Origin of the sequence: Lawsonibacter sp. LCP25S3_E2 (assembly GCF_052117285.1) — a bacterium.
Lineage (GTDB): Bacteria > Bacillota > Clostridia > Oscillospirales > Oscillospiraceae > Lawsonibacter.
Genome location: NZ_JBQKJL010000003.1, coordinates 1 through 20,744, shown reverse-complemented (window position 1 = coordinate 20,744; position 20,744 = coordinate 1). Strand labels below are relative to the sequence as shown.

Annotated in this window: 25 protein-coding genes and 2 pseudogenes; 15 read left to right on the top strand and 12 right to left on the bottom strand. The window is 56.0% G+C overall.

Features of this window, described 5'->3' with window-relative positions; translation table 11 throughout:
• Positions 1-120: 120 nt before the first annotated feature.
• From ACTQ3R_RS03835 to ACTQ3R_RS03790, 10 genes are all read left to right on the top strand, one after another.
• Entirely contained in the window at positions 121-1,047 is a 927-nt protein-coding gene (locus ACTQ3R_RS03835) for a nitronate monooxygenase (RefSeq protein WP_441778079.1), read from the top strand.
• Positions 1,048-2,109, top strand: a complete 1,062-nt coding sequence (locus ACTQ3R_RS03830) for an NAD(P)H-dependent flavin oxidoreductase (protein WP_441778078.1) — start codon at positions 1,048-1,050, stop codon at positions 2,107-2,109.
• Positions 2,106-3,035, top strand: coding sequence for an ACP S-malonyltransferase (gene fabD, locus ACTQ3R_RS03825; RefSeq protein WP_441778077.1), 930 nt, complete (start codon positions 2,106-2,108; stop codon positions 3,033-3,035). Before ACTQ3R_RS03830 ends, fabD begins: the two co-directional genes overlap by 4 nt.
• 4 nt (positions 3,036-3,039) lie before the next feature.
• Positions 3,040-3,783 carry a 3-oxoacyl-[acyl-carrier-protein] reductase gene (gene fabG, locus ACTQ3R_RS03820; protein WP_441778076.1) on the top strand — a complete coding sequence of 248 codons (744 nt, stop codon included), beginning with the start codon at positions 3,040-3,042 and terminating at the stop codon, positions 3,781-3,783.
• Positions 3,784-3,803: 20 nt separating this feature from the next.
• Positions 3,804-5,045, top strand: a complete 1,242-nt coding sequence (gene fabF, locus ACTQ3R_RS03815) for a beta-ketoacyl-ACP synthase II (RefSeq protein WP_441778075.1) — start codon at positions 3,804-3,806, stop codon at positions 5,043-5,045.
• 2 nt (positions 5,046-5,047) lie between these two features.
• Positions 5,048-5,473 (top strand): 3-hydroxyacyl-ACP dehydratase FabZ, encoded by a 426-nt coding sequence (fabZ, locus tag ACTQ3R_RS03810; RefSeq protein WP_441778074.1) that lies wholly within the window; start codon positions 5,048-5,050, stop codon positions 5,471-5,473.
• A gap of 66 nt (positions 5,474-5,539) precedes the next feature.
• Positions 5,540-5,992 carry a MarR family transcriptional regulator gene (locus ACTQ3R_RS03805; RefSeq protein WP_441778073.1) on the top strand — a complete coding sequence of 151 codons (453 nt, stop codon included), beginning with the start codon at positions 5,540-5,542 and terminating at the stop codon, positions 5,990-5,992.
• 144 nt (positions 5,993-6,136) lie between these two features.
• On the top strand, positions 6,137-7,915 hold the full coding sequence (locus ACTQ3R_RS03800) for an FtsW/RodA/SpoVE family cell cycle protein (protein ID WP_441778072.1): 1,779 nt from the start codon (positions 6,137-6,139) through the stop codon (positions 7,913-7,915).
• Positions 7,902-9,275, top strand: a complete 1,374-nt coding sequence (locus ACTQ3R_RS03795) for a penicillin-binding transpeptidase domain-containing protein (RefSeq protein WP_441778071.1) — start codon at positions 7,902-7,904, stop codon at positions 9,273-9,275. Before ACTQ3R_RS03800 ends, ACTQ3R_RS03795 begins: the two co-directional genes overlap by 14 nt.
• A complete protein-coding gene (locus ACTQ3R_RS03790; RefSeq protein WP_441778070.1) occupies positions 9,253-9,465 on the top strand; it encodes a hypothetical protein in 213 nt (70 codons plus the stop codon). Before ACTQ3R_RS03795 ends, ACTQ3R_RS03790 begins: the two co-directional genes overlap by 23 nt.
• 47 nt (positions 9,466-9,512) lie before the next feature.
• Here ACTQ3R_RS03790 and ACTQ3R_RS03785 read toward each other — a convergent pair whose 3' ends face one another.
• From ACTQ3R_RS03785 to ACTQ3R_RS03735, 11 genes and pseudogenes are all read right to left on the bottom strand, one after another.
• On the bottom strand, positions 9,513-10,532 hold the full coding sequence (locus tag ACTQ3R_RS03785; protein ID WP_441778069.1) for a PDDEXK nuclease domain-containing protein: 1,020 nt from the start codon (positions 10,530-10,532) through the stop codon (positions 9,513-9,515).
• Entirely contained in the window at positions 10,525-10,998 is a 474-nt protein-coding gene (locus ACTQ3R_RS03780) for a low molecular weight protein-tyrosine-phosphatase (RefSeq protein WP_441778068.1), read from the bottom strand. The genes ACTQ3R_RS03785 and ACTQ3R_RS03780 overlap by 8 nt, the downstream gene beginning before the upstream one ends.
• A gap of 88 nt (positions 10,999-11,086) precedes the next feature.
• A pseudogene (locus ACTQ3R_RS03775) lies at positions 11,087-11,401 on the bottom strand (DUF1016 N-terminal domain-containing protein); the annotation flags it as partial.
• Between the two features lie 171 nt (positions 11,402-11,572).
• Complete coding sequence (locus ACTQ3R_RS03770; protein ID WP_441778067.1) at positions 11,573-12,490, bottom strand: DUF4300 family protein; 918 nt, start codon at positions 12,488-12,490, stop codon at positions 11,573-11,575.
• 118 nt (positions 12,491-12,608) lie between these two features.
• The gene (locus ACTQ3R_RS03765) at positions 12,609-12,827 is read right to left on the bottom strand and encodes a hypothetical protein (protein WP_441778066.1); all 219 of its coding nucleotides are present in this window, start codon (positions 12,825-12,827) and stop codon (positions 12,609-12,611) included.
• A 213-nt stretch (positions 12,828-13,040) separates the two neighbouring features.
• The gene (locus ACTQ3R_RS03760) at positions 13,041-13,787 is read right to left on the bottom strand and encodes a metallophosphoesterase family protein (protein WP_441778065.1); all 747 of its coding nucleotides are present in this window, start codon (positions 13,785-13,787) and stop codon (positions 13,041-13,043) included.
• A complete protein-coding gene (locus ACTQ3R_RS03755; RefSeq protein ID WP_441778213.1) occupies positions 13,784-14,845 on the bottom strand; it encodes a recombinase family protein in 1,062 nt (353 codons plus the stop codon). The genes ACTQ3R_RS03760 and ACTQ3R_RS03755 overlap by 4 nt, the downstream gene beginning before the upstream one ends.
• A gap of 202 nt (positions 14,846-15,047) precedes the next feature.
• A pseudogene (locus ACTQ3R_RS03750) lies at positions 15,048-15,542 on the bottom strand (recombinase family protein); the annotation flags it as partial.
• A 111-nt stretch (positions 15,543-15,653) separates the two neighbouring features.
• The gene (locus ACTQ3R_RS03745) at positions 15,654-15,797 is read right to left on the bottom strand and encodes a hypothetical protein (protein ID WP_197055392.1); all 144 of its coding nucleotides are present in this window, start codon (positions 15,795-15,797) and stop codon (positions 15,654-15,656) included.
• 100 nt (positions 15,798-15,897) lie between these two features.
• Positions 15,898-16,305, bottom strand: coding sequence for a hypothetical protein (locus tag ACTQ3R_RS03740; protein ID WP_441778064.1), 408 nt, complete (start codon positions 16,303-16,305; stop codon positions 15,898-15,900).
• Positions 16,302-17,816, bottom strand: a complete 1,515-nt coding sequence (locus tag ACTQ3R_RS03735; RefSeq protein ID WP_441778063.1) for a Y-family DNA polymerase — start codon at positions 17,814-17,816, stop codon at positions 16,302-16,304. Before ACTQ3R_RS03735 ends, ACTQ3R_RS03740 begins: the two co-directional genes overlap by 4 nt.
• Positions 17,817-17,978: 162 nt before the next feature.
• Here ACTQ3R_RS03735 and ACTQ3R_RS03730 point away from each other — a divergent pair, with 162 nt between their 5' ends.
• A complete protein-coding gene (locus ACTQ3R_RS03730; protein ID WP_441778062.1) occupies positions 17,979-18,239 on the top strand; it encodes a hypothetical protein in 261 nt (86 codons plus the stop codon).
• A 490-nt stretch (positions 18,240-18,729) separates the two neighbouring features.
• On the opposite strand, the gene ACTQ3R_RS03725 is transcribed toward ACTQ3R_RS03730, so the two are convergent.
• A complete protein-coding gene (locus ACTQ3R_RS03725; protein WP_441778061.1) occupies positions 18,730-19,038 on the bottom strand; it encodes a sigma-70 family RNA polymerase sigma factor in 309 nt (102 codons plus the stop codon).
• Positions 19,039-19,117: 79 nt separating this feature from the next.
• On the opposite strand from ACTQ3R_RS03725, the gene ACTQ3R_RS03720 reads away from it, so the two are divergent.
• From ACTQ3R_RS03720 to ACTQ3R_RS03705, 4 genes are all read left to right on the top strand, one after another.
• Positions 19,118-19,558, top strand: coding sequence for a S24 family peptidase (locus ACTQ3R_RS03720; RefSeq protein ID WP_441778060.1), 441 nt, complete (start codon positions 19,118-19,120; stop codon positions 19,556-19,558).
• 18 nt (positions 19,559-19,576) lie between these two features.
• Entirely contained in the window at positions 19,577-19,798 is a 222-nt protein-coding gene (locus tag ACTQ3R_RS03715; protein ID WP_441792692.1) for a helix-turn-helix domain-containing protein, read from the top strand.
• A gap of 107 nt (positions 19,799-19,905) precedes the next feature.
• Positions 19,906-20,178, top strand: coding sequence for an HU family DNA-binding protein (locus tag ACTQ3R_RS03710; protein WP_441778058.1), 273 nt, complete (start codon positions 19,906-19,908; stop codon positions 20,176-20,178).
• Positions 20,179-20,439: 261 nt separating this feature from the next.
• Complete coding sequence (locus tag ACTQ3R_RS03705) at positions 20,440-20,646, top strand: hypothetical protein (protein ID WP_441778057.1); 207 nt, start codon at positions 20,440-20,442, stop codon at positions 20,644-20,646.
• Positions 20,647-20,744 lie beyond the last annotated feature (98 nt).

The window sequence follows — 20,744 nt, the reverse complement described above, 5'->3', positions numbered from 1 at the left end:
GCTGAAAAAACCGATTTAAAAATATTCCGCCGCCTGCGGGCGACGGAACTCCCTGCGGGAGGGCCCTTGATACATAGATTGACAGCCTGATGGTTAACAGGCTGAAGTGGGAGGAACACCATGAAATTAAACGAGCTTCTGGGGATCGAATTTCCCTTTATTCAGGGTGGTATGGCTAACATTGCCACCGCCGAGTTTGCCGCTGCTGTTTCCAACGCCGGGGCCCTGGGCCTCATTGGCGGGGGCGGAATGTCCCCTGAAATGTTCCGGGACAGCATCCGCCGCTGCCGCAGCCTCACCGATAAGCCCTTTGGTGTGAATATTATGCTCATGCACCCCCAGGTGGAGGAGCTGGCCGCCATTGCCGCAGAGGAGAAGGTGGCTGTGGTCACCACCGGTGCCGGTGATCCCTCCCGCTTTATCCCTGCCTGGAAAGAGGCTGGGATCAAGGTGTTTCCCGTGGTGCCTGCGGTGGCTCTGGCCAAGCTGGTGGCCAAGCGGGGCGCGGACGGCGTTATCGCCGAGGGCACCGAGAGCGGCGGCCATGTGGGCGAACTGACCACCATGGCCCTGGTGCCTCAGGTGGTGGAGGCGGTGGACATCCCCGTCATTGCCGCCGGCGGCATTGCCAGCGGCCGTCAGCTGCTGGCTGCCTATGCCCTGGGTGCCATCGGAGTTCAGGTGGGCACCTGCCTGCTGGTGAGCGAAGAGTGCCCGGTCCACGAGAACTACAAGCAGGCGGTGCTGAAGGCCACCGACCGCTCCACTGTAGTCACCGGACGCTCTGTGGATGCCCCGGTGCGCTGCCTTCGCAACCAGATGACCAACGCCTACATCGCCAAGGAGCGGGAGGGCGCTGACCGGATGGAGCTGGAGCACTTTACCCTGGGTTCCCTGCGCAAGGCTGTGTTTGACGGCGACGTAAAGACCGGCAGCGTCATGGCTGGACAGGTGGCCGGTATGCTCCATGAAATCAAGCCCCTGCGCAAAATTTTTGAAGAGCTCCAGGCCGGTTGTGAGCAGCGCCTTCGTGAGCTGGAGCAGTAAATGAGAATTGGAAAACGTGAATTGACCCTGCCCATCCTCCAGGGGGGCATGGGGGTGGGGGTCTCCATGGGAGGCCTGGCTGGAGCGGTGGCCGCCTGCGGCGGCATGGGCACCATCAGCACCGCCGACGCGGGTTACCTGGAGCCCGATTTTGAAAAGAACCCCTTTGAGGCCAACCTCCGGGCATTGAAGCAAGAGATCGGCAAGGCTAAGGAGATCGCCAAGGGGGCCGGTGTGGTGGCGGTGAACGCCATGGTGGCCACCGTCCAGTATGCCGACGCGGTGAAAGCCGCTGTGGCGGCGGGGGTGGACGCAGTGGTGTCCGGAGCTGGGCTTCCCCTGGACCTGCCCGAGCTGGTGGGAGAAAAAGCCGCCAAGGCCCCCATTGTCTCCTCTCCACGGGCGGCCAAACTCATTTTAAAGACCTGGGACCGGAAGTACCACACCACCGCCGATTTCATCGTGCTGGAGGGCAAGGATGCGGGCGGTCACCTGGGTTTTGAGGAAGAACAGCTGAAAGCTGGTTCCTGTCCCACGTTGGAGCAGCTGCTGCCCGGCGTTCTGGCCGAGGTGCGGCCCTATGAGGAAAAATACGGCCACCCTATCCCGGTGTTTGTGGCCGGAGGTGTGTATTCCGGTTCGGACATGGCCCGGTTTACCCGCCTGGGGGCGGCCGGAGTGCAGTTGGCCACCCGGTTTATCGCTACCTATGAGTGCGACGCCTCCCAGGGGTATAAAGACGTCCTTTTGCACGCCGGAGAGGAAGACCTGACCATTATCCACAGCCCGGTAGGCATGCCTGGCCGGGCGGTGCGCACGCCTTTGGTGGAGCGGCTGGAGCAGAGCCTTCGTCAGGCCCCTCAGCGCTGTTCCCGGTGCATAAAGGGCTGCGTTCCCACCCAAATCCCTTTCTGTATCACCCACGCCCTCATTGAAGCGGTAAAGGGTAACCGGGAGGAGGGGCTCTTTTTCAGCGGTTCTAATGTGGGGCGGATGAACAAGATGGTCCATGTCCGGGAATTGATGGACGAACTGATAAACGAATGGAGGGTTTCCCAATGAAACTTGCCTTTTTGTATGCCGGCCAGGGCTCCCAGCACGTGGGTATGGGCCGGGACCTGTATGAAGCTTACCCCGTGTTCCGCCAGGTGCTGGACAGTGCCCCGGTGGACTTCGACCTGAAAGGCCTGTGCTTTGACGGGCCTGAGGAGCAGCTCAATGACACTCGTTACACCCAGCCCTGCATGGTGGCCTTTGCCGCCGGGGTTACCGCTGTGCTGAAAGAGGCGGGCATTGTTCCGGAATATGCCGCCGGGCTCAGCCTGGGCGAGTATTCTGCCCTCCAGTGTGCCGGAGTGTTTGACGCCCCCACTGCCATCTCTCTGGTGGCCTTCCGGGGCCAGGCCATGGCCAGCGCGGTCCAGGGCCGCCCCTGCGGCATGGCGGCCGTGCTGGGGATGGACCGGGAGAGCCTGAAGGCCGTGTGCGGGGAAGCTTCTGATGCGGGCGTGGTGGAGTGCACCAACTTCAACTGCCCTGGACAGATCGTCATCTCCGGGGACGCCGCCGCCGTAGACAAGGCTGGAGCGCTGGCAAAGGCCGCGGGGGCTAAGCGGGTGCTCCCCCTGAAGGTGAGCGGCCCCTTCCATACTTCCCTGATGGCTCCTGCCGGAGACGCCCTGCGGGAAAAGTTTAAGAGTGTAACCTTTGGTGAGATGGAAATTCCCGTGCTCTTTAACTGCCTGGGAGATTTGAAAGGGGAGCGGGATACCATTCCCAATCTCCTGGAGCAGCAGGTCCAGTCCAGCGTCTATCTGGAGGATACCATCCGCCGCCTCCACGAGCTGGGGGTGGACACCGTGGTGGAGATCGGCCCCGGCCGGGCCCTGTCCGGCTTTGTAAAGAAGACTGCTAAGGAAATCAAGTGTTACCCGGTAGAGACGGTTTCTGAACTGGAAGCTGCCATCGCCGCCCTGAAAGGAGAATAACCCCATGAGCTTAACTGGAAAAATCGCCCTGGTCACCGGCGGAAGCCGTGGAATCGGCCGGGCTATCTGCCTGGAGTTTGCCCGCCAGGGAGCCAACGTGGCGGTCAACTACGCCGGCAACGAGAAGGCCGCCCAGGAGACTGTGGCCGAGTGTGAAGCGCTGGGGGTGAAGGCCCTGGCCATCAAGGCCGACGTGGCCGATGCCAAAGCCTGTGAGGACATGGTCAAGCAGGTGCTGGACACCTTTGGACGCATTGACATCCTGGTAAACAACGCCGGTATCACACGGGACGGCCTGACCCTCCAGATGAAGGAGGAGGACTTCGATGCCGTGCTGGACACCAACCTGAAAGGGGCCTTCTGCTGCTGCAAGGCGGTTTACCGTCCCATGATGCGCCAGCGTTATGGCCGCATCATCAACATGAGCAGCATTGTCGGCCTGCGGGGCAACCCCGGCCAGGCCAACTACTGCGCCAGCAAAGCGGGCCTCATCGGCCTGACCAAGTCCCTGGCCAAGGAGCTGGCCGGACGGAAGATCACCGTCAATGCGGTGGCCCCTGGCTTTATTGATACGGATATGACCGCCGTGCTCTCTGAGCAGGCCAAAGAGGCTATGCTCGCCACCATTCCCATGGCCCGCCTGGGCCAGGCGGAGGACGTGGCCCATGCGGTGGCCTTCTTCGCCTCGGACGAGGCTGCCTATGTCACCGGCCAGGTGCTGTGTGTGGACGGCGGCATGGCCGTTTGAGAGCAGAAAGGATGCGGATTATGGAAAAAAGACGAGTTGTCATCACCGGCATCGGCGCGGTCACCCCTGTGGGCAACACCGCTCCCGACAGCTGGCAGGCTGTGAAGGACGGCGTATGCGGCATCGCCCCCATTACCCTGTACGATCACAGCAATCAGAAGGTCTCTCTGGCCGCCGAGGTCAAGGACTTTGACCCCACTGTGGCTCTGGACAAGAAAGAGGCTAAGCGTATGGACCGCTTTACCCAGTTCGCCGTTACCGCGGCGGTGGAGGCGGTGCAGGACAGCGGCCTTAACCTGGAGCAGGAGAACACGGCCCGGTGCGGCGTGTCCGTTTCCAGCGGCATTGGCGGCATCGCTACCATCCAGTCCTCCTGTGAGGCGGGCAATGTCCGGGGGTTTGACAAGGTGTCCCCCTTCTTTATTCCCATGTCCATCACCAATCTGGCCGCCGGCCACATTGCCATCCGCCTGGGGCTGCACGGCATGTGCATCTGCCCCGTGGCCGCCTGTGCCGGCGGCAGCAACGCAGTGGGGGATGCCTTCCGCCACATCCGGGACGGCTACGCCGAGGTGATGCTCTCCGGCGGCGCCGAGGCTTCCATTACCCCCCTGGCCATGGGCGGCTTTACCTCCATGAGTGCCCTGACTACCGCAGACGATCCAAAGCGGGCTTCCATCCCCTTTGACGCAGAGCGCAGCGGCTTTGTCATGGGCGAGGGCGCGGCCATTCTGGTGCTGGAGGAGCTGGGACATGCCCAGGCACGAGGCGCCAAGATCTACGGAGAGATCGTGGGCTACGGTGCCACCTGCGATGCCTACCACATTACGGCCCCCGACCCCCACGGCACCTGGAGCGCGGAGTGTATCCGCCAGGCTCTGGAGGATGCGGGCATGGCCGCAGCTGAGGTGGACTATGTGAACGCCCACGGCACCTCAACCCCCCTCAACGACAGCGGCGAGACCGCCGCCCTCCACCAGGTCTTTGGGGAGCATGCCAAAGAGCTGATGGTCAGCTCCACCAAGTCTATGACCGGCCACCTGCTGGGAGCCAGCGGCGCGGTGGAGGCTATGTTCTCTGTGCTGGCCCTGAAGGACGGCTTTGTCCCCGCCACCATCAACTACCAGGTGCCCGATCCTGCCTGTGACCTGGACATCGTACCCAATGAGGGCCGGAAGACGGACATCAAGGTGGCCATTTCCGATTCCCTGGGCTTCGGGGGGCACAACACCTGCCTGGTCTTCAAAAAGTGGGAGGGCTAACAATGGAACTGAACATTCAGGAAATTATGGATATTCTCCCCCACCGTCCTCCTTTCCTGCTGGTGGACAAAATCACGGACTGTGAGCCGGGGGTAAAGGCCACGGGAATCAAATGTGTTACGATGAACGAGCCCTTTTTTGTGGGCCATTTCCCCGGAAAACCCATTATGCCTGGGGTGCTCATTCTGGAGGCTCTGGCCCAGACCGGAGCGGTAGCCGCCCTGTCCCTGCCGGAGAACAAGGGCAAGCTGGCCATTTTCGGCGGGGTGAAGAATGCCCGGTTCAAACAGCCGGTGCTGCCCGGAGATGTGCTGGAGCTGGAGTGCGAACTGGTGGAGCAGCACGGTCCCATCGGCTACGGTAAGGCGGTGGCCAAGGTGGAGGGTAAGATTGCCGCCCGGTGCGAGCTGACCTTTGTCATTCAGTAACGGTTGCTTCCCGCCTGTAAGTTTGTTATACTGGCTATGATAGAAGAAATTGCAGGAGGAAGCGCTATGCTGGATCAGGCTTTTAATCAAGTGTATACGAAATTTAAGCTCCATTTTTACCAGGCGGTTTTTTCCCGGTTTCAGGATCGGGAGGCCAGCCTCACCACGGTGGAGACCTTCTGCATGGAGATCATCAACGCCCTGGGCAACCCCACCATCGCGGAGTTCTCCAGCTTTGTAAATATCTCGCCCCCCAATGCCGCCTATAAGATCAACAGCCTTGTCCAGAAGGGCTATGTGAGAAAGATACAGTCCCCCGAGGACAAGCGGGAGTATCACCTGGCGGTAACCCAGAAATATATTGACTACTACAACGTGAGCTACCGCTACCTGTCCACGGTGATGGACCGGATTAAAGAGCGGTTTCCTGCCCAGGATGTGGAGAAGCTGGAGGAGATGCTCACCATCATTTCTGACGAGCTCATGCCTGAGCTGAACCAGCTTCCAGCCAAGCAATAAACGGACCGGACGCGGCGGAACCATTCCGCCGCGTCCTTTTTTTACCGCTAGTTTGTGCAAAACCGCCCTTGTATCCCCAGTGGGAATGTAGTATGCTGGAACAAATCCAATGGGACTTCCCGGACACAGAGAGGAGGGAAGAACTTGTCCCAATTTGTATCTGCCGTGATTTCTGCGGCCAATGCCCTGCGTCAGCTGCCGCTGGAGTATCCTCAGGTGTTTGCCTGGTATACCCTGATTCTGCGCTTTGTATTTCCTGCACTGGCCATCGCCATGCTGGCTAAGGTGATCCGGTCTCTCATCAACGCTTCCCCAAAGCCAGAGGTTTGGGCAGTACTTTCTCTGCCCAATGGGGCAGGGGAACCTCTTAGCCATTGGGAAAACCTCCTGGGCCGGGGAGAGAGCAATGACGTGGTACTCAATTACCCGGTGGTCTCCCGCCAGCACGCCGCCCTCATCCGGGGCGAGGAGGGGTGGACCGTGTATGACCTGGGTTCTAAAAGCGGTACCACTGTGAACGGCGCCCCAGTGGGCCCTGAGGGCGCAGCGGTGAAGCTGGGGGATGTGCTGGGATTGGGCGGAGTGGAGACCGTACTGCTCCCGGCACCCAGCCGGCAGGAGCCGGAGAAGCCGGAAGAGAAGCCGGTTTCCCCCTGGGGCTCCCTGGGGATCCTTACCCTCTTTCAGATTCTTACCGCATTCCACTTTCTGCTGCGGGGGGAGGAGCACATCCTTCTGGTTCCGGTCTGCTTTTTGTGTCTGACGGGATTGATGTGGATCTATTGTACCGGTATGGGCGCCTTGGGGCGTACCGGCTTTGAGATGGAGACCATTGCCTTTTTTCTGTCCACCCTGTCCCTGGCGGTCACCGCCTCCTCCGCACCGGGGTCGGTACCGAAGCAGCTGGCGGCCATTGTGCTGGGGATCGTCCTCTTTTTAATCCTGGGGGTCTTTCTCCGGGACCTGGAGCGGGTGAAAAAGATTCGCTGGCTCATGGCCGCCGGAGCAGTGGGACTTCTGGGGCTGTCTTTGGTGGTAGGGCAGGTGAAATATGGGGCGGCCAACTGGATCAGTATTCTGGGGATGTCCTTTCAGCCCTCGGAGCTGGCCAAAATCTGTTACATCTTTGCGGGAGCGGCCACGTTGGAGCGGCTGTTTCGCAAGCGGAACCTGGGGCTTTTCATTTTGCTTACCGGGGTGTGCATGGGCTGCTTGGCCCTGATGAGTGATTTTGGCACTGCCGCCATCTTTTTCATTACCTTTCTGGTCATTGCCTACCTGCGCTCCGGGGACTTTGCCACCCTGGCCCTCGTCTGCGGCGGGGCGGTGTTCGGGGCCTTTACCCTGGTGAGCCTGAAGCCCTATGTGCTGCGGCGCTTTGCCTCCTGGGGCCATGTGTGGGAACAGGCCTCCGCCGGGGGCTACCAACAGACCCGGACCATGTCCGCCGCCGCATCCGGGGGACTGATTGGCGTGGGACCGGGGGAGGGGTGGCTGCACCGGGTGGCCGCCGCGGATACCGACCTGGTGTTTGGCATGCTGTGTGAGGAGTGGGGGCTGGTGATTGCGGTTTTGGCCGTATTATGCATTGTGGCCCTGGCAGTGTTTGCCGTGCGCTGCTGCCGGGCGGGGCGGTCCAGTTTCTATGCCATTGCCGCCTGTGCTGCCACCAGCCTTTTGGTGTTCCAGACCATTTTGAATGTGATGGGGTCGGTGGACATTCTGCCCCTTACCGGAGTCACCTTCCCCTTTGTCTCCAACGGCGGCTCGTCCATGCTCTCTGCCTGGGGGCTGTTGGCCTTCCTCAAGGCTGCCGACACCCGGCGGGATGCCAGCTTTGCCATCCGCAAGCAAAATTTCCACGGCCCACAATGGCTGAGCGGCGCGGGAACCAAGAAGGAGGCCGGCTATGAGAAAAATTGAAAAGCGTACCCTGATCTGCCTGGCGTTAACCCTGGCGCTGGTGTTGGGATTGGGCCTGTTTGTGATCAAATTCTTTCTCTTCGGAGGAGACTGGGCATCCTTTGCCGCCAACCGGCACCTCTACAACTCCAATGGGGCTCTGGCGGTAGGCCGGGTGCTGGACCGGGACGGGGATGTGCTGTCCTGGGTGGACGAGGATGGAAACCGGCAGTATTATGCCAACGCCACGGTCCGTAAAGCTACCCTCCATGCGGTGGGGGACCCCGCCGGTTCCATCGGTACCAGCGCTTTGGTGGCCTTTGCCGATAAGCTCTCCGGCTATAATTTCCTGACTGGGGCGGATAATCCCTTCGGCCAGGGAAACGACCTCTACCTTACTTTAGATGCCCGCCTCAATTACATTGCCTATGAGGCCCTGAAGGGCCATAAGGGGGCGGTGGGCGTCTATAACTACAAGACGGGGGAGATCCTGTGTATGGTTTCTGCTCCCACCTTTGATCCGGCCGATCCCCCGGAGATTCAGGAAGGGGATGAGCGATATGAAGGAGTTTATGTCAATCGCTTCCTGTCCAGCTCCTTTACTCCGGGGTCAGTGTTCAAGACCATTACTCTTACTGCCGCTCTTGAGAACCTCCCGGATCTCTATTCCCGCACCTTTTCCTGTGATGGTTCTACCACCGTAGGGGGCGAGGAGATCACCTGCCCCTATGCCCACGGAGAAATGGACATTGCCGATGCCCTGGCCTGTTCCTGCAACGGAGTATTTGCTCAGCTGGCAGTGGATCTGGGGGAGGAGACCATGAGCCGCTATGTGGAGAAGGCGGGCATGCTGGATAGCTACTCGGTAAGCGGCATTTCCACGGCCAAAGGCAGTTATGAGCTCAGCGGGGCCTCTGTGGGCCAGCTTGGATGGTCGGGTGTGGGGCAGTATAACGACCTGGTGAACCCCTGTGCCGTGATGGTATGGATGGGGGCCATCGGAAACGGCGGCAAGGCCGCCGTGCCCTATCTGGTGCTGAAGACCGAAGGGGAATTGCCTCTGCCCGCTTTGCCCCATCTGGCCAGACATACGGGTACATTGATCAAGAAGGACACCGCCCAGCAGCTGGCTGATATGATGGCCAACAACGTGGTGGTGAATTACGGTGCAAATCGCTTTCCCAATATGGACGTGTGCGCCAAGTCGGGCACGGCCGAGGTGGGAGGGGGCAAGCAGCCCAGTGCATGGTTTGCGGGGTTTCTTCGCAATGAGGACGCCCCCTATGCCTTTTCCGTAGTAGTGGAGGAGGGAGGGGACGGTTCCGTCTCTGCCGGAGGCGTGGCTGCCCAGGTGTTGGATGCCCTGGTCAACGGATATTAAAAAAGCGCCTGCCGAAGCAGGCGCTTTTTTTAAGATAAAAAGGGAGAGTGCAGCAAAACAAAAAAGACATCTGCAAAAAGCAGATGTCTTTTTCTTTGTCAGGTGGCTTCAATCCGGATATTTTGCCTTGGAATCCTTGCACCGCAACGGCTTGCAAATTTCCGGAAAAAAATACTCGCAATTTTTTTGAGGTACTACTGACGCTATTCGAACCCCCGGCCGAATTTAACGCAGATATTACTCGTCCAGCTTTTGGAACTCATCCAGCCGCAATTCTCGCTTCAGTTCTTCTTCTGTCGGCAGATAGGTGAAATATTTGGATGCGAAAATCTGGTGATTATCCTCCGGTAAAGTGTACTTTACAACAGCATCACTTTTATCGGCACAGAGGACAATGCCAATCGGCGGTGTGTCCCCTTCGTTCATCAACTCACGAGTATAGTAGTTGACGTACATCTGCATCTGACCGAGATCCTGATGCGTAAGCTGACCCATCTTCAGATCGATTAGCACAAAGCACTTGAGGATATAATTGTAAAACACAAGGTCGATGAAAAAGTTCTGACCATCCAGCGTAAACTTTTTCTGTCGGGCTACGAAGGAGAAGCCTCGTCCCAGCTCCAGCAGGAAGTGTTGCAGGTGATCAATCAATGCCTGCTCCAATTCTCCCTCATACACATGCGTATCCGGTTGGATTTGCAGGAACTCCATTACATAGGGGTCTTTGATGATTTTTTCATATTCCGGTTTCGGCTCCGTTGTTTGTATCTCAGCAGCAACAAGTGATTTATCCTGGCTTGCCAAGATGCGCTGATAGTACATCGTGTGGATCTGCCGTTCAAGCTGCCGGACGCTCCATGCAGATTTCGCGCATTCTTCCGCATAGAAAGCTCTTTCTTTCTCATTAGGAACCCGCATCAGTAGTCGATAGTGCGACCAGCTCAATTCAGGACACAGTGTGTCTCGAATTGGATATGCGCAGTAGAACTGGCGCATTTTTCGCAAATTTGACTCGTCAAATCCTTTCCCAAATTCCGCTGTCAGATGTGCGGACAGGTACTGCAGCAGCTTTTTGCCATATCCTGCGCGGTCATTTTCTCCGCAGGCTTTGTAGATCTGCTCGCCGATTTCCCAATAGGCCGTCACCATTGCGGAGTTTACTGCTGTGCACAAACTGCGCTGTGCAGACACAATGGAATGGCGGATTGAATGATAGGTTTGCTCTGTTGTATAGTTCGTTTGAAGCTCGTTATCCATTCTGTTCACCTCGCTCCTGCAATAATTCTCTCAGAAGTCCTTGGCATCCTTCCAAAACATCCTGCCAGGTTGCCTCGAAGTCCTCGGTGTACCACGGGTCGGCAACATCGTGGGGATGGTCGGTGTAGTCCATCAGGAGGTGCAGTTTTCCGGCAAAATCGCCGCCGCAGATGCAGTGCATATTCCGCAGGTTTGCGCTGTCCATGCCAATCAGCAGGTCGTACTTGTCGTAATCCTGATTGGTGAGCTGCCGTGCCGCATGACCGCCGCAGGAGATCCCGTGCTCCGCCAGCTTGCGCCGCGCCGGAGGATAGACCGGATTGCCAATCTCCTCCCGGCTGGTCGCCGCCGACTCGATATGGAACTGTGAGGCAAGTCCTGCCTTCCTGACCAAATCCTTCATCACGAACTCGGCCATTGGGCTGCGGCAAATATTGCCGTGACACACAAAGAGTATCTTTTTCATCGCTCTCGCTCTCCTGAAACACTTCTTTTTCCTCAGTATAGCAGGAAAGCGCCTGTTCGTCGAGAGAAGAATGCAGCCACGCCTGAGATTCTATGGAGGCCAGCAGTTTTGCTTTCTTCCAGCCGAAGCGCAGCACGGCTCTGATGTACCACGCCCGTTCTTCGCTGCTGCCGCATCTCTCTAAAATCGCCACATTCTGCGTCCAGCCGAGGTTCATTGCCAGCCGCATGATCTCAGGGGATTTCTCGTAGGCTGCGTAAAACGCCCGCATACGGCGCAGGTTGCGGGGAGAAAAGCCATCAGCCGCAGGATAGACCGCTCGCAGATGTTCAGAGGCTACAACAGCCGCGCCTTTCTCTGCTTTGCTGCTGACCAGCCGACCAATCTCGCAGTACAAATTCATCTGTGAAAGCTGCTCAGCCATAAGTCTGTCCAGTTCGGAAAATAGGATGCTGTAATCTGTAGGCTTGCGGATATTCATGGGCTTTCTCCTTTCTGGCGTTGTGTGCCTGTTCTGTAAAGTAGAAGCAGCGGAATGGCAATGCCATCCCGCTGCCGTTTCAATTTTAAGGGGTTACTTTTCATCCAGAGGGTTCGGTCGGTATCCGTCCATCAGAGTATCGTTCTCGATGATGAAGGGCCGCGTCGTATCCTGGCCCCATGAGGTATCGTATTTCTCCATCAGGTAGTCACTCAGCTCCGTGCGGTTTTGGAGCTTCACTAAACGGTATGGTTCCTGGAACGCCACCTTTTCGATGAAGTACAGTGAACCGTCCTCCACAGGCAGCAGCACGCCGACATGACCAATGAAGAGCGTATTGTCCTCATCCGAGAATTTATCGTGGAAGACAACCGAGATCATGCTTGCCCTGCTGTCTGCAAACGCGATACCACGGGCTGCCCAGTCCTCCTGAAGCGCTTTGACCTGCGCTTCGACCTCTGTGCTGTCCGCGGCGTTCACCGGTGCAAACAGCGCACAGAATTTGGAGATGCTGTCACCGCAGAGCGCGTCAGGATCGGCGTCGACTGTCTCTAAATCGGTAAAGAGCGAGTCCTCGCCCTGTACCTCCGGCTGGTCGGCTCCTGCTGTGATGAATTCGCTGAACAGGCCAAATGCTGTAATGCGGCAGTTATAACCGGGAAAGCTGCCGTTTGCCGCCGTCCATTCATCCTGCATTTCATAGGGATCGTACTTGGTGTCGGTCGGCGCAGCACTCTCGAAGCCATCGGTCAGCCACTCGCTCTTGACACTGGCGTTAAACTGTTCCACCCGATCCATTAGAGCGGTGATGCGGAATTCTTCGATTCCCGCATCCGAGAGAAGCTGTGAAAGCTGTTTGCGGGAATCATCATCGGTCAGGTTGGAGTATTCCACCGTCTCCAGCGCGGGCTGCTCTGTGGTCGGTTTTTCCCGCTTGCCACAGCCGGTAGCCGCGGCAAAGAGCATAAGGGTGCATAGCGCAAGCGCCGCGGCTCGAATTTGTTTTTTCATAGAGTCACCTTTCTGCAAATCTTGTAGATATTCGTCTTACTGCCTAAGCCAAGCATTTAGTATGATAGCACGTCGGCAGAGAAAGTCTACAGGAACTTGAAGGAAAGCGGTTTTGCTCTTACACCGCAATGACGCTCGTTACCGGCAGCCTCTTCAACCGAATGCCATGATCACGCTCGAGTTCTTCTAAAAATTCATCGATTTTAGGGTCGCCTACTATATGACCTTTATACCTCGCCCTCATGCACTTGCGAACGGTTTCCTTTTCTTCCTCTGACAATGTATCATAGAAAAAGAAGATGTCTCCTTGAATGCTGAATTCCATTAACGTATCCATATCTCTATTCGCTCCTGTTCTTTTGTTGCTTCCAGTATATCAGGCCACGGATCTACAGTCTATCAAAAGGAAGCATCGAAAGCATTCTTCTACTTTTCCAACAGATCCGCTCAACTTGCAAGCCGTTACTCGGTTTTTCTACTCTGCTGCAAAGCCGCAAAGGAAAAAGCGGCGCTGCACCGCTCTTTCCTTTACTGCCTTTTCCACCAGATCTTAGCAGATCTGCACGATCTGCTCCCACAGCAGGATGTGCTTTTCATCAACGGCTTTGTTGTCATGATAGTGGCCGAACAGCCAGTAGTGATATTTTGCTCTCTTTTGTACATCTTGTAGGAAGTCCGTGAGTCGGTCCGCCTCGTTGTGGCGGCTCCCCATGAGGGCGATGCTGGTGGGAGCGCAGTGGGTGATGATGTAGTCCACCGCCCAGCCGACCGCGTCGAGGTTTCGCCGCGCTTCGGCATATTCCTCATCGGAGGGCAGTTCCTGCGCCCACCACGAGATATGGTTGATGCGGTACCTCGCTCTGGGCTTGCGCTGGAGCGTCATGAGCCTTCGCTCAAAATCCGAGGCATCCGGCTCCAGAATCCCATCCTCAATATCGTGGCTTTTTGCGCCGCCCATGGTGAAGAAGCGGTAACTCTCCAGCTCGAAGATCTGACCGCGCATCAGGTGCAGAACATGGGGACGAATACGGTGTACCTTACCGCCGTGCCACTCCACCACTGGATATCGTTCCAGCGCGTCATAGTTTTCATGGTTGCCGCAGACGAATACCAGCGTGAAGGGCAGGCGTTCCAGCCAGTCCAGCGTTTCATCGTCGCGGCTATCGCCAAACCACACGCCGCCGAAGTCTCCTGCGATGATGACCACATCGTTCTTCGTCATCCCAGCTTGCTCCGGGAAGTATTCCGGCTGGAAGCGCCGGAAGTTTCCGTGGGTATCTCCGGTCACATAGATCATGCAAATTTCCTCCTCTTAGGTTGGTCTACGGTCTGTTCGATTTCTACGCCGTTGCGGAAGGTGACCTTGATGCGGTTGTCCGCCAGAACGGTGACCTTTTCCAGCATCTGATAGACTACGCCATCGTCCCACTCTGTAATTCCCATGGTCACCGCGGTCATTGCCGAGGCTGCCGCATGGATACGGCGGCTGATCTGCTCCTGCTCCTGCCGGATACTGAGGATAGCGGCCTTTCGGCGCTTCAGTTCCTCCATTGTGGTGGAGATGGCACGGAAACGCTCGGCGTATTCGTCCGCGTCACCATTTGCCGCCTCTGCCAGAAGCGTATCAAATTGCTTGCCCAACTCCGTGACCGCTCGGTCAATGTCTCCGAGGCTCATGCCCTCACCGGGGACCGGAGCCAATTCCTGCTCCATCGCATCCACAAGCTGGTCCGCCAGCACCTTGCGCCCCGACATGGAGGCGTTGATGGCTGCCAGCGCCGCCTGCTGGAGCGGCAATTCGTCCAGCGTTGGAGATTCTTTGCAGTATTTCTTCCCATAATCCAATCGGCTGCTGCAGCGCCATACGGCACGTTTCTCACCGTGCTGTGTCCACACCACTCTGCGGTATGCTGTGCCACACTCGCCGCAGAACAGCAGACCACTGAGCGCGTACTTGCCGCTGTAGCGGCTCATGCCTGTGGGGGCGCTCTTTTTCGTGCCGCCGGTCTGAGCCCGACGCCGCGCCAATTCCATCTGCACAGCATCGAACCGTTCTCGCGGGATGATGGCCTCATGGTGGTTCTGGATCAAATACATAGGCAGCTGTCCGGTATTTCGGATGACCTGCTTGCTGATGCAGTCTCGAATGAAGGTCTTCTGGAGCAGGACGTCACCGCAGTATTTTTCATCAGAGAGGATCGTCCGCAGGTTGGAGGTTGTCCATTCCGTCGTTCCTGCCGCATTCTTAAAGCCTCCTGTTTCCAAGGTTTCCTTGATATTGCGCAGCGTTTGACCGGATAGGTACAGCTCGTAAATCTTTCGAACAGTCTCCGCCTGCTCTGCGTTGACCACCATCTCTCCGTCAGGCCCTTTTTCGTACCCCAGCAGGGTCTTATACTGGATGTTTGCCTTTCCCGTCCGCATCGCCTGATGCTTGCCCCACTTGACGCGGGAGGATATATCGGATGATTGATACTTCATCCTCCTGAATCTCCAAATGATCTTTGACGAGCCGATAGCCATAAGGCGCTTTGCAGGTGGAAAATCTTCCCTTGCTCATTCGGACTTTGTAACTCCACCGTACCCGCTCGGAGATGGCCTCGCTTTCACGCTGGGCCAGCGCCGCGAACATGGCGATAAGGACTTCGCCGGATACCTGCGCTGTGTCGATGTTCTGCTCCTCGAAGTAGACGCTGACGCCCAGCGCAGCCAGTTCTCGAACCGCTTCCAAGCTCTCCTTGGCGTTGCGGGCAAAGCGTGAGGATGACTTCACAAGGATACGGTCGATGCGCCCTTTCCGGCAGTCCTCCATCATCCGCAGAAAGTCATCCCGCTTGTCTATGGACGTGCCGGTGATGCCCTGGTCGGCGTATATGTCCGCCAGCTCCCAATCGGGGTTATCTGTGATGAGCTTGGAGTAGTAGGCATTCTGCGCGGCGAAGGAGTGCTTCTGATCCTCGGAGTTGGAGCTGACGCGGGCGTATGCCGCCACGCGGAGCTTTCTGGTGTTTTCCTGACTTGCTGCAGGAATCGTAATGACCCGCGGAGCCATGGCCAGAGAGCCGTTGGTTTTCTCCTTGCCGCTCATTTGTTGCCACCTCCTTTTTCAGCAACACACAATACCATGAAGCATCCGGAATAGCTATACCTAAAAGCGAAGAAATCAAAGAGAAATAATGATGTCCGCGCCAAGCTGTACCATCAGTCGCGCGGCGATCTTTTTAGCCTCGCTGCCGCTGACCAGTCCCTGCTCCCGCAGACCGCGGAGCAGGGTGACGATGCCGAGATAATCTGCGTTTGGATTCATTCGAAATCCTCCTCTTTCTTTGATTTAATTTGAATGATAATGAAAACTCCCAAGCCCAGTTCAAATTCAAATGGGTTTGGGAGTTTTCGTTATGGTATTTTTACGGGATGATCTCGATGCTGAAAACATCCGCGATGGGTATACACTGCCGGTCCGCCATCTGGATCACGCCGTTGACCGCGTCGATCCGCTTGACCGATCCGGTGACAGTTTGGTAGCTGCCTCCGTCCTTTCGCTCATCCGGCACAAAGTAGGTGATGGACGCAGTGGGCCTGCCGGGAAGCAGCTCCTGGAGACGCTGCAATTCCGCGTCCACTCGCGCCATTTCGTATTCGTCCAGTTCGACACGGCGGTCCGTCAGCCGCCCGGTTTCCGCAATGGCGGCGCTGTGACCAGTCAAAGCGGCAAAGGGTGAAAACTGCGCCGCACGGTCATAGAGAGACATCCGCGGATGTTTTGGCGAATCCGGATGGGGCAAATGGATAATGTCTTCATATTTTCTGCTCAAGCCCTATGCCCTCCAATCTGCTTATTCCGTTCTTTGGCGGTGGCGCCATCCAGATAGCTTCCGCCATTCAAAATAGCATTCTTGCCGAACTTCTTTTTAATGTCGAGCATGGCTTCCTGAATTTTGCGCTCCCGCTCCAACTGAGCCGATTCCTCCTGCAGTCGTTGCTCCTGTACCTCGATATTATCGAACAGGTTAAACTGCACCGGAGCTTCCGGCTCCTGCTGTGCCGTATCTTCGCCCACCAGCCGATTAGCTGTGATGGTAAGCCTGCGGATAGACAGCCTCGGGTTGACTTTTGCATTATAAACGCCAAGAACAGCGTCTGTGATGTTCCGAGCCGAAGATGTCTTTCTCGGCAGGTTTGCTGTTCCGTGGGTGTGCTTGGGGATCTTTCTGCCATAGCGGTCTGTCACAATCTCGCCGTGATAGCTGCCGCCTGCTGTGTTTTCAATGTCATACCCCACAGTCAGGGTCACCTGATCCGTCACCAGCTTCTTTTCCAGCAGATCCAACGCGACAGATTCCGCCATTTCCCGCACCACCAGCCGAGCTTTCTCAAAGGAATAGGGGCATTGCAAGACCTGTCCGGAGCAGATGCTGTTCGTTTCCGGCCGGTATGCCTTGATATCCTGCATTCGGCACGGCTCCCAGCCCCATGCGTGGTCGATGAGGAGTTCAGCGTTGATGCCGAACATCCGATAGAGCAGTTCTTCATTATAGTATTCGTTCGGCTTGCCGATAGAGCACCTTGCAACATCCCCCATGGTGTAGATGCCGATGGCTTCCAGCTTCTTTGCATAGCCGCGCCCAACACGCCAGAAATCCGTCAGCGGACGGTGCGCCCAGAGCTGCCTGCGGTAGCTCATTTCGTCAAGCTCCGCGATGCGGACGCCATCTTTGTCTGGCTGGACGTGCTTCGCCATAATGTCCATAGCGACCTTGCAGAGATAGAGATTGCTGCCGATGCCCGCCGTGGCTGTGATGCCTGTGGTATGCAGGACGTCCGAGATCATAACCTTTGCCAACTCACGGGCGGTCATGTGGTAAGTTTGCAGATAGTTCGTCACATCCATCATCACCTCGTCGATGGAATAGACATGGATGTCCTCCGGGGCGATGTATTTCAGGTATACGTTGTAGACCTGAGTGCTGACCTGGATGTATTTTGCCATTCGAGGAGGGGCAATGAGATAATCTACCTCTCTGGATGGATCAGCCGCCAGTTCATTGGCGTTGAAGCTCTTTTCGGAAAGGCAGCCAGCTTTGCGCCGCCGTTCCGCGTTGATTTCCTTGACACGCTCCACCACTTCAAAAAGCCTCGCTCTGCCGGAGATGCCGTATGCCTTTAGGGAGGGGGACACGGCAAGGCAGATGGTTTTCTCCGTCCGGCTGGCGTCAGCCACCACCAGATTGGTGGTCAGAGGATCAAGCCCGCGCTCCATGCATTCCACGGAGGCGTAGAAAGATTTCAGGTCAATGGCGATATATGTCCGTCCGCTCTGCTGCATAGCGCGCCTCCTCATCCTTAGTGTCTATCAGTATATCATGCCACCGCAAATCGAACAACTGTTTGTGACAAACTTTTGAGAGGAAACTTGTGAAAACAGCCCATTTTCAAAACAAGGGCACCGTGTTACAATGATGCATGTTTGCGGAATGAGAGGGAAAACATGTTCTATACAACGGAAGAAGCCGCCATCGTCTGCGGCTTTCTGAACTTATATCTGGATCGGGCCAGCGTGGATGTCTCTGTGCGGAGACGCAACGCGGCATTCCAGCTTGGCGCTGCAACGGAAACGCTGCAGCCAGAGGACTACCGATGGGCGGAGAAAGTTCTCCACTTCCTTAAGCCCTGTTGGTGGCAACTGCATGAGGATCATCGAGCCTTGGAAAATGCGCTTTTGAAAACACATCTTTTAGCTCAGAAATAAAAACAGAGGGCCGCTCCTGTCTTGGTTGGAAGCATATTGCTATACCCGGATATGGAGCGGCCCTCATTATATTTTTTAAAGTTCTTTTGCTCAGTCCTATTCGACACTACTTCCCGGACTGTCGGGCGGTTGAACGAACCGGCGCCTGGCAGCGCCCATCGGGAATCTAACCCCTCAGAGGATCTCTCCGAGCTGCCCCCATTGCTTGCGGCTGTGGCTGGACAGAATGTACCATTATAGGCTGACGGGATCATTGCGAGACAGGCTGCCATGCCCGCTTTTGGCTGAATGAGTTTCGCTCTGCACCTTATTGGCCGTTCATTGACATCGGAGTAATTCCGATGCAGGTGGTCTTCGCGCATCCGCCGCATCGCTGTTCCCCCTCGCCGGGGGACCGTCAACTGACGTTATTCGTCACCGGATATTCAGTTTTCAATGTTCACAAGAAGATTCTTTTCTTCTCGTATGTATACGGGAAAAAACTGGCATCTTAACAACCCTGCTCATCCAAATTATTTTTAATTTTTTTCAGGATGCGCTTTTTCCGCACATGAATGGCCTGCTGAGAGACCCCAAGCATCTGTGCGCATTCCTTTTCGGAGCGGTTTTTGAAGTAAAGCTCGTAGATCAGCTCATAATCCTTCGGCGGGAGCAGATCCAGAATATTACGCAGGGACTGGCGCACCATCTCCTCAATTGCCTGATTTTCAGGGGTGTTGTCATAATCAATAAATTCACGGAACCGCTCGTATGCGCTGGATCTTGAAGATGGCCTTGCTGCCTTTACCGGAGAACACACGCCTCTGCTCAACGAAGTGGGGGCGGAAAAGGTCCGTGCTTACCGAGAGGATCTGATCGCTACCGGTAAATACAATCCCATGCCAACGCCCATGAATACGATCCGCTATATCGATAAGCCCGTCAGCAATCTCAGAGTCTCAGCCGGTACAGGCAGTTTCTTGGATGAGGACAACTTTGAGATGGTCAGTTTTCCGGAAAACGCGGTCCCGGCGGAAGCGGATTTTGGCGTTAGAGTATCCGGCAACAGTATGGAGCCGGTCTACCATGACGGGCAGATCGTCTGGGTGGAGCGGTGCGAGACGCTCTCGATAGGCCAGGTCGGTGTGTTCGTCTATGACGGTGAGGGCTATTTGAAATCCTATGGGGAGCGTGAGCCTGACGAGAGCGACCGTGACGCATTTACGGACAGCTACGGAAGGCTCCACATGCAGCCGGTTCTGATTTCGTATAACAAAGACTATTCTGATAGGATCATTAGCCCGGAACGAGGATTTCGAGTCATTGGGCGTGTGCTGTAAGAAACTTTGAAAATTAAAATGCTGAGAGGCGGGGATTTGATGAACACGATTGCAATAGTGAGAGAGTTGGCAGATGAGCGGGGTCTTACGTTTTTTAAGCTGTCTCAGATATGCGATGTATCTCATTCGACCCTGAAAAACAGCGAACGCCGCGGCGGACAATTATCTGTCGACACAATTGAGCGGATCTGCGATGGGTTGGGCATTACCATGTCGGAGTTCTTTGCGAGGAAAGGTTAATACGCGAGAAAAGGTTAATACGAACACAGCCTTGCCAATTTGCCTTGAATTCGATATAATTACTTCATATCAAAGGCAAGCACAATGTGCTATGAGGAGAAATTACTATGAATAAGGCCGAATTGATTGCCACCATGATTGAGACCAGTGGCCTCTCTAAGAGGGATTGCGATGCTGCTCTGTCTGCGTTCATCACCACTATTGAGGGTGCTTTGAAGTCTGGCGATAAGGTGCAGTTAGTTGGCTTCGGCTCTTTTGAGGTCAGAGAACGCGCTGCACGTATCGGGCGCAATCCCCGTACCATGGAAACTGTGGAGATTCCCGCATCCAAGGTTCCTGTCTTCAAGGCGAGTCTGGCATTCAAGGACGCAATCCAGTAATTACAAAACACGGCCTGGGCTTTTGCCCCAGGCCGTGTTTTCAATATGTGAAACGATTATCCGCAAAGATGGCAATTATATTTTATTGATTTGATAGACGGAAATCTTCTTATAAGCCCGCGCAAGTGTTTATAAAACCTTGCGAAAATGGCTTAAAATCAAGGTTTTCCGCGTATCGTCATTTATCTTGCCGTATCTCCGTATAAGATGATTTTGTAAGACCGGGCACCATTTTGGCACCACAGATTATAGGAGGACGACATGAAAAACGTACTTTTAGACAAGGGTATTATACTCCCGTCCGGCGAAATCAGCAAGGATAAGGTAAACCTTGTAACCGAAGCAATCACGCAGCCATTCGCAGAAATGGTATGGGTAACGACAGGCGGCGACATGGAAACCGTAAACCGCTTGACCGACGTACTTGTTACCATGAACACCCCCGCCGACCGGGGCAATGTCACTTAGTTAGCAAGTAAGGAACCTCACAAAGGCAGCACACAGCAAAGCGAAAGCAAGCTGTGTGCTGTCTTTTGCGACATTAGGGCATGACAACAAAGCGGATC

Coding starts and splice junctions, on each gene's coding strand:
- ACTQ3R_RS03770 (WP_441778067.1), bottom strand. CDS start 12,490: ATGAAAAAACAAATTCGAGCCGCGGCGCTTGCGCTATGCACCCTTATG.
- ACTQ3R_RS03795 (WP_441778071.1), top strand. CDS start 7,902: ATGAGAAAAATTGAAAAGCGTACCCTGATCTGCCTGGCGTTAACCCTG.
- ACTQ3R_RS03710 (WP_441778058.1), top strand. CDS start 19,906: ATGAATAAGGCCGAATTGATTGCCACCATGATTGAGACCAGTGGCCTC.
- ACTQ3R_RS03785 (WP_441778069.1), bottom strand. CDS start 10,532: ATGGATAACGAGCTTCAAACGAACTATACAACAGAGCAAACCTATCAT.
- fabZ (WP_441778074.1), top strand. CDS start 5,048: ATGGAACTGAACATTCAGGAAATTATGGATATTCTCCCCCACCGTCCT.
- ACTQ3R_RS03805 (WP_441778073.1), top strand. CDS start 5,540: ATGCTGGATCAGGCTTTTAATCAAGTGTATACGAAATTTAAGCTCCAT.
- ACTQ3R_RS03760 (WP_441778065.1), bottom strand. CDS start 13,787: ATGATCTATGTGACCGGAGATACCCACGGAAACTTCCGGCGCTTCCAG.
- ACTQ3R_RS03755 (WP_441778213.1), bottom strand. CDS start 14,845: ATGGTGGTCAACGCAGAGCAGGCGGAGACTGTTCGAAAGATTTACGAG.
- ACTQ3R_RS03730 (WP_441778062.1), top strand. CDS start 17,979: ATGTTCTATACAACGGAAGAAGCCGCCATCGTCTGCGGCTTTCTGAAC.
- ACTQ3R_RS03720 (WP_441778060.1), top strand. CDS start 19,118: ATGCCAACGCCCATGAATACGATCCGCTATATCGATAAGCCCGTCAGC.
- ACTQ3R_RS03765 (WP_441778066.1), bottom strand. CDS start 12,827: ATGGATACGTTAATGGAATTCAGCATTCAAGGAGACATCTTCTTTTTC.
- fabD (WP_441778077.1), top strand. CDS start 2,106: ATGAAACTTGCCTTTTTGTATGCCGGCCAGGGCTCCCAGCACGTGGGT.
- ACTQ3R_RS03790 (WP_441778070.1), top strand. CDS start 9,253: ATGCCCTGGTCAACGGATATTAAAAAAGCGCCTGCCGAAGCAGGCGCT.
- ACTQ3R_RS03780 (WP_441778068.1), bottom strand. CDS start 10,998: ATGAAAAAGATACTCTTTGTGTGTCACGGCAATATTTGCCGCAGCCCA.
- fabF (WP_441778075.1), top strand. CDS start 3,804: ATGGAAAAAAGACGAGTTGTCATCACCGGCATCGGCGCGGTCACCCCT.
- ACTQ3R_RS03735 (WP_441778063.1), bottom strand. CDS start 17,816: ATGCAGCAGAGCGGACGGACATATATCGCCATTGACCTGAAATCTTTC.
- ACTQ3R_RS03835 (WP_441778079.1), top strand. CDS start 121: ATGAAATTAAACGAGCTTCTGGGGATCGAATTTCCCTTTATTCAGGGT.
- ACTQ3R_RS03830 (WP_441778078.1), top strand. CDS start 1,048: ATGAGAATTGGAAAACGTGAATTGACCCTGCCCATCCTCCAGGGGGGC.
- fabG (WP_441778076.1), top strand. CDS start 3,040: ATGAGCTTAACTGGAAAAATCGCCCTGGTCACCGGCGGAAGCCGTGGA.
- ACTQ3R_RS03715 (WP_441792692.1), top strand. CDS start 19,577: ATGCTGAGAGGCGGGGATTTGATGAACACGATTGCAATAGTGAGAGAG.
- ACTQ3R_RS03745 (WP_197055392.1), bottom strand. CDS start 15,797: ATGAATCCAAACGCAGATTATCTCGGCATCGTCACCCTGCTCCGCGGT.
- ACTQ3R_RS03705 (WP_441778057.1), top strand. CDS start 20,440: ATGAAAAACGTACTTTTAGACAAGGGTATTATACTCCCGTCCGGCGAA.